A 5491-nucleotide genomic window follows, 5' to 3' on the forward strand; every position below is an offset into this window, starting at 1 on the left:
GGCGTCGCCCGGGAGGTGTGAGCGCGGGGGGAGCGACGGGGCCCGGGCCGCGGTGCGATTGGTCTGGACATGCTCAACTGGCGGGAATAGCCTGTGAGTTGGTCCAGACCAGATTGCACGCGTGCCACGGCCCCAGAACTCCCCCACGTTCTCCAGGAGCGTCAGCATGCGCAAGAAGAAGCTGAGCGCGGCCGTGGTCGCGCTCGCGGCCACGGGTGTCTCCCTCTTCGCCACCTCCAGCGCCGACAGCCACGGCTACACCGACCAGCCGCTCAGCCGCCAGAAGCTCTGCGCCAACCGCACGGTGAGCAACTGCGGCGACATCCAGTGGGAGCCCCAGTCGGTCGAGGGCCCCAAGGGCTTCCCGGCCGGGGGCCCCGCCGACGGCACGCTCTGCGCGGGCGGCAACAGCCGGTTCGCCGAGCTCGACGACCCGCGCGGCGGCACGGGCTGGCCGGCGACCAGGCTGACGGCAGGTCAGTCGTACACCTTCCGCTGGCAGTTCACCGCCCGGCACGCCACGACCGACTTCCGGTACTACCTCACCAAGCAGGGCTGGAACCCGGCCCAGAGGCTGACCCGGGCGGCCCTCGACCCCCAGCCGTTCCTGACCGTCCCCTTCTACGGGAAGCAGCCGCCGCCCACGCTCTCCCACGAGGGCACCCTCCCCACGGGCCGCACCGGCCACCACATGATCCTCGCGGTGTGGACGATCGCGGACACGGGCAACGCGTTCTACGCCTGCTCGGACGTGCAGTTCTAGAGCGCCCGGGACTCGTCCGCGCGGGCGGGACGTCGACGACCGCCGGGCGGGCTCATGACGAGCCCGCCCGGCGGTCGCGTACCGCGATGGCTCACGCCACCAGCTCACTCTCCGGCTCGGGAGCGGGGGCCCCCGCGCTGGTGTTGCGCAGCAGGGCCACCGTCGCCCCCGCCGCCACCAGCAGCAGTACCGTCCCGCCGACCGCCGCGTACTGCATCCCGTGGACGAAGGCCTCCCGGGCCGTCGCCACCAGGGTGTGGTCGGTGCTCGCGACCGCCGCGCCCAGGGTCTCGCGGGCCGTCGCCGGGGCCGAGCCGGGCATGTCCGAGCGGTAGACCGCGGTGCCGATCGAGCCCAGGACCGCCATCCCCATCGCCCCGCCGAACTCCTGGCCGGTCTCCAGGAGCGAGGCGGCCGAGCTCGCCTTCTCGGCCGGGGCCGAGGCCAGCGCCATGTCGGAGACGAGCGCCATCACCGCGACGATGCCGCTGGCCAGGACCGCCGCGCCGGTCAGCAGCAGCCAGAGGGAGTCGGTGCCGGTGAGGGCGAGGATGCCGTAGCCCGCCGCGCCGATCACGAACCCGGCCGTCATGACCGGGGCCTTGCCCACCCTGGCGGCGACCGCCGTGGCCGTCGGAGCGGCGACGCCCACCGCGAGCGAGGGGGCCATCGACCACAGGGCCGCCTCCATGGTGCCCATGCCGAGCACCGACTGGAGGTACTGGGTGGTGAAGTACGCCGAGCCCATCATCGCGAAGGCGGCGACGGCGTTGAGCGAGATCCCGGCGCCGAAGACCCGGTCGCGGAAGAGCTCACGGCTGATCATCGCGTCCTGCCGGGTCCGCTGGCGGCGGACGAAGACCCAGCCGATCAGCAGGCCAACGGCCACCGAGCCGAGCCGGACCGTACTGAAGCCCTCGGCGGCGAACTCCTTGAGCCCGTAGACCACCGGCAGCACCGCGCCCATCGACAGCGGCACGCTCAGCAGGTCGAACCTTCCCGGCGCCGGGTCCTTGAACTCGGGGACCAGGACCGGGACGAGGACCAGCAGGAGCAGCATCGCCGGCACGTTGATCAGGAAGACCGAGCCCCACCAGAAGTGCTCCAGCATCACGCCGCTCATCACCGAGCCGAGCGCTATGCCGCCGGCCATGGCGCCGGACCAGATGCCGATCGCCTGGCCGCGCTGCTTGTCGTCGCGGAACATGTTGCGGACCAGCCCCATGGTGGAGGGCATCAGGGTGGCGCCGCCGACACCGAGCAGGGCGCGGGCGGCGATCAGCATCTCGGCGCTGGTCGCGTACGCCGCCGTCACCGAGGCGAGGCCGAAGGCCGCCGCGCCGATCAGCAGCAGCTTGCGGCGGCCGATCCGGTCACCGAGCGAGCCCATCGTGATCAGCAGTCCGGCGAGCGCGAAGGCGTAGATGTCGAAGATCCACAGCTGCTGGGTGGCGCTCGGGTCCAGCTCGCGGGTGAGCGAGGGGATCGCGAAGTAGAGGACGGAGACGTCCATCGAGACCAGCAGGAGCGGCAGCAGCAGGACGACGAAGGCGGTCCATTCCTTGCGGCCCGCGCGGAGGTTCGTGCTCGGTGTGTGCGTCATGACAGGAACTGTACGGGTGTTTAATACGACTGTCTAGAACGAATGTATAGGACATGCGTACGGCCCCTCCGGAAGGTCCGGAGGGGCCGTACGCAAGTCCTGTGAGGGGCGCGGGCCGGACGCGGCCCGCGGCCGGGCGCTCAGGCCCTCGGCTGCCACGGCGGGGTCTGGTTCCAGCCCCACCTGGGCACGGTGGCGCCCGTGCCCTCCACCGGCGGCGGGTTCGGCCCGGAGTAGACCAGCGCCATCCGCGTGCCCCACTCGATGTAGTACGCGAACACCGCCCGGAACTCCGGGTCGTCCGGCAGGCCAACCTCGTCCGCCGTGTCCATCAGCAGGGAGACCCAGCGCCGCCGCTGCTCCTCGGTGATGCCGCGGCCCAGATGGCGCCCGGCCATCCGGTCGTGGCCGCCGTGGGCCGCGGTGTACTCGGCGGGACCGCCGAAGACCTCGGCCAGCCAGACCGCCACATGGTGGGGGTGCTCGGGCGGGGCCGCCGCGAACACCGGCGCCAGGACCGGGTCCTTGTGCACATGCCCGTAGAAGACCTCGGTCAGGTGGTCCAGTGCCTGCTGGCCGCCCATCCACTCGTAGACGCTGGGAATCCCCGGAGCGTCGCTCATGCGTTTTCCTCCTCGGCCGGCCCCGACGCGCGGTCGGGGCCCTGGGCGCGGACTTCGCGTACCCGCTCCAGGGAGTCGCGCAGCTCCCCGAGCCAGTCGTCGGTGTGACTCTGTACGAGCCGTACGCACCAGGCAAGGGCCTCGCTGCGACTGCGGACCACCCCGCCCGCCACCAGCGTGTCGAGGACTTGGCGCTCGGGCTGCCGCAGCCGGGTCATGACCGGGGCCGCGACCTGGGTGAACATCACCCGGCGCCCGCCGCACTCGGCGCCCCAGGACACCTTGCGCCCGTAGCGGTGCTCGGCGTCGCGGGCGACGGCGATCCGCTCGTCGCGGGTGCGCTCGCGGAACTCCTGGATGCGGCCGTCGAGGGCGGCGGTGCGCTCGGCGGGGGAGACGTCGTCTGCGAGCGCCGGCTCGGGGACGCGTCCGATGACGGTGATCTCCTCGCGGTCGACGGTCACCTCGACGAGGCGCTCGTAGAGCCCCTCGGGGATGCGACCGGAGAACCAGCCGCGAAGCTGCTCGTGCTGTTCGGCTGTAATCATGTAATCAGAATTACGCGCACAGGGCGGTACGCCAAGCGTGTTCGCCGTGGGCCGGAAACATGTAGGGGCAACGCAAAAAGCCCTCCGCTTTCGCGAAGGGCTTCTGCTGTCTGTGCGCCGCCAGGGACTCGAACCCCGGACCCGCTGATTAAGAGTCAGCTGCTCTAACCAACTGAGCTAGCGGCGCCTGCTGACAGAGAAAATACTACCTGGTCCGCCGGGGTGCTCCAGCCACCCGGCGGATCACGGAAACGACACGTCTAGATCGCCAGCGACAGCACCACCGGAGCCGCCCGCCGGTTCAGGGTGTCTGCTGCCGAGCGCAGGCGGTGGGCGTGTTCGATCGGGAGGGAGAGTGCCAGGCAGCCGACCGCCGCGCCCGCCGTCAGGGGGACGGCCGCGCAGACCGTGCCCACCGCGTACTCCTGGAGGTCGAGGACCGGGACCGTCGCGGGCTGGCTGTCCAGCTTGCTGAAGAGCACGCGCTCGTTGGTGATGGTCCGCGAGGTCAGCCGGGCGATCTTGTGGCGTGCGAGGTGGTCGCGCCGGCCGTTCTGGTCGAGCTGGGTAAGCAGACACTTGCCGACCGCGCTGGCGTGGGCCGCCGAGCGGAAGTCCACCCACTCGTTGACCTTCGGGGCGCGCGGCCCGTCCGCGTACTGCGTGATCTTGACTTCGCCGTCGATGTACCGGCTGATGTAGACCGCCGCGCCGACGGAGTCGCGCAGTTCGGTCAGGGTGCTCTGGAGCTTGGCCTCCAGGGCCTGCTGGCGCACCACGCCGGAGCCGAGCAGGACAGTGGAGTCGCCGATGACGTACGCCCCGTCGCTCACCTGCTCCACATAGCCCTCGCAGCGGAGCATGAGCAGCAGGGAGGCGAGATGGGCGGTCGGCAGACCGGTCTCTCGTGCGATCTGGACGTCCGTCACTCCGCTCGCGTGCTTGGAGATCGTCTCCAGGACGCGGAAGGCGTACTGCACCGAGTGGAACGGCGCGGTCGGCTCGGGCTTCAGCGCCACGGTTTCCCCCTAGCAGGTCGAGGCTGCGAAGGTGGACAGCTTCACCGTTCCACGATAACCGCCAAGACCCCGTTCCGGTGGGGGTGTTGACGAGATTGATGATGCGCCCCGGCCCGCACGCTGGGGCGCATCCGTATGGCATATGCCAGAGGAAAGGTCTCTGGCCGGAAGGTGAGGTCAGAGCACCGCGCCCAGGAACTCGCGCGTACGTTCGTGCTCGGCCGCCGTGAAGATTTTCTCCGGCGGACCCGACTCGATGACCTTCCCGGAATCGAACATCATGACCTCGTCCGAGATGTCGCGCGCGAAGTTCATCTCGTGGGTGACGCAGAGCATGGTGATGTCCGTCGTCGTCGCGATGTCCCGCAGGACGTCGAGGACCCCGGCCACCAGCTCCGGGTCGAGCGCGGAGGTCACCTCGTCGAGAAGCAGCACCTGGGGGCGCATGGCCAGGGCCCGGGCGATCGCCACCCGCTGCTGCTGGCCGCCGGAGAGCTGGGAGGGCTTGGCGTCCGTGCGGTCGGCGAGCCCCACCAGGTCGAGCAGCTCCCGCGCCCGTGCCTCGGCCTCGTCGGGGGAGAGCCCGAGCACCCGCACCGGCGCCTCGGTGAGGTTCCTCAGGACGGTCATGTTGGGGAAGAGGTTGAACTGCTGGAAGACCATCCCGATCTTCTTGCGGGCCTCCCGGCGCTCTCTCTCGGCGGCCGGAAACAGCCGGTCCCCATTGACCTGGATCGTCCCGGAGTCGGGGGTTTCCAGGGTCATCAGCAGCCGCAGGATGGTGGTCTTGCCGGAGCCGGACGGGCCGATCAGCGTGACGTGCCGCCCCGGCCGCACCGAGAAGCACAGGTCGTCCAGGACCGTGGTGGACCCGAAGCGCTTGGTGACGTTGTCGAAGGTGATCAGGGGCGCCTCGGACGGGGTGGAGGGGGAGG

6 protein-coding genes and 1 tRNA gene are annotated in these 5491 nt (G+C 70.6%); 1 reads left to right on the plus strand and 6 read right to left on the minus strand.

The window, feature by feature from the left end; all coding sequences use genetic code 11:
- The first annotated feature begins 166 nt into the window (after window positions 1–166).
- Entirely contained in the window at window positions 167–763 is a 597-nt protein-coding gene (locus ACJA3G_RS28860; RefSeq protein ID WP_406555976.1) for a lytic polysaccharide monooxygenase, read from the plus strand.
- Between the two features lie 91 nt (window positions 764–854).
- On the opposite strand, the gene ACJA3G_RS28865 is transcribed toward ACJA3G_RS28860, so the two are convergent.
- The 6 genes from ACJA3G_RS28865 to ACJA3G_RS28890 form a co-directional block, all read right to left on the minus strand.
- Window positions 855–2366, minus strand: coding sequence for an MFS transporter (locus tag ACJA3G_RS28865; RefSeq protein ID WP_406555977.1), 1512 nt, complete (start codon window positions 2364–2366; stop codon window positions 855–857).
- Between the two features lie 140 nt (window positions 2367–2506).
- Window positions 2507–2989 carry a group II truncated hemoglobin gene (locus ACJA3G_RS28870; RefSeq protein WP_406555978.1) on the minus strand — a complete coding sequence of 161 codons (483 nt, stop codon included), beginning with the start codon at window positions 2987–2989 and terminating at the stop codon, window positions 2507–2509.
- Window positions 2986–3537, minus strand: a complete 552-nt coding sequence (locus ACJA3G_RS28875; RefSeq protein ID WP_406555979.1) for a hypothetical protein — start codon at window positions 3535–3537, stop codon at window positions 2986–2988. Before ACJA3G_RS28875 ends, ACJA3G_RS28870 begins: the two co-directional genes overlap by 4 nt.
- Window positions 3538–3650: 113 nt before the next feature.
- Window positions 3651–3724, minus strand: a tRNA-Lys gene (locus ACJA3G_RS28880).
- Between the two features lie 73 nt (window positions 3725–3797).
- Window positions 3798–4556, minus strand: a complete 759-nt coding sequence (locus tag ACJA3G_RS28885; protein ID WP_406555980.1) for an IclR family transcriptional regulator — start codon at window positions 4554–4556, stop codon at window positions 3798–3800.
- 177 nt (window positions 4557–4733) lie between these two features.
- On the minus strand, window positions 4734–5462 hold the full coding sequence (locus tag ACJA3G_RS28890) for an amino acid ABC transporter ATP-binding protein (RefSeq protein WP_406555981.1): 729 nt from the start codon (window positions 5460–5462) through the stop codon (window positions 4734–4736).
- Window positions 5463–5491: the final 29 nt, after the last annotated feature.

The sequence above is a fragment of the Streptomyces sp. YS-3 genome, from assembly GCF_045257485.1.
GTDB lineage: Bacteria > Actinomycetota > Actinomycetes > Streptomycetales > Streptomycetaceae > Streptomyces.

Bases quoted from the DNA above. Each gene is read 5' to 3' on its own strand.
- ACJA3G_RS28870 (WP_406555978.1), bottom strand. From the start codon at position 2,989: ATGAGCGACGCTCCGGGGATTCCCAGCGTCTACGAGTGGATGGGCGGC.
- ACJA3G_RS28865 (WP_406555977.1), bottom strand. From the start codon at position 2,366: ATGACGCACACACCGAGCACGAACCTCCGCGCGGGCCGCAAGGAATGG.
- ACJA3G_RS28875 (WP_406555979.1), bottom strand. From the start codon at position 3,537: ATGATTACAGCCGAACAGCACGAGCAGCTTCGCGGCTGGTTCTCCGGT.
- ACJA3G_RS28860 (WP_406555976.1), top strand. From the start codon at position 167: ATGCGCAAGAAGAAGCTGAGCGCGGCCGTGGTCGCGCTCGCGGCCACG.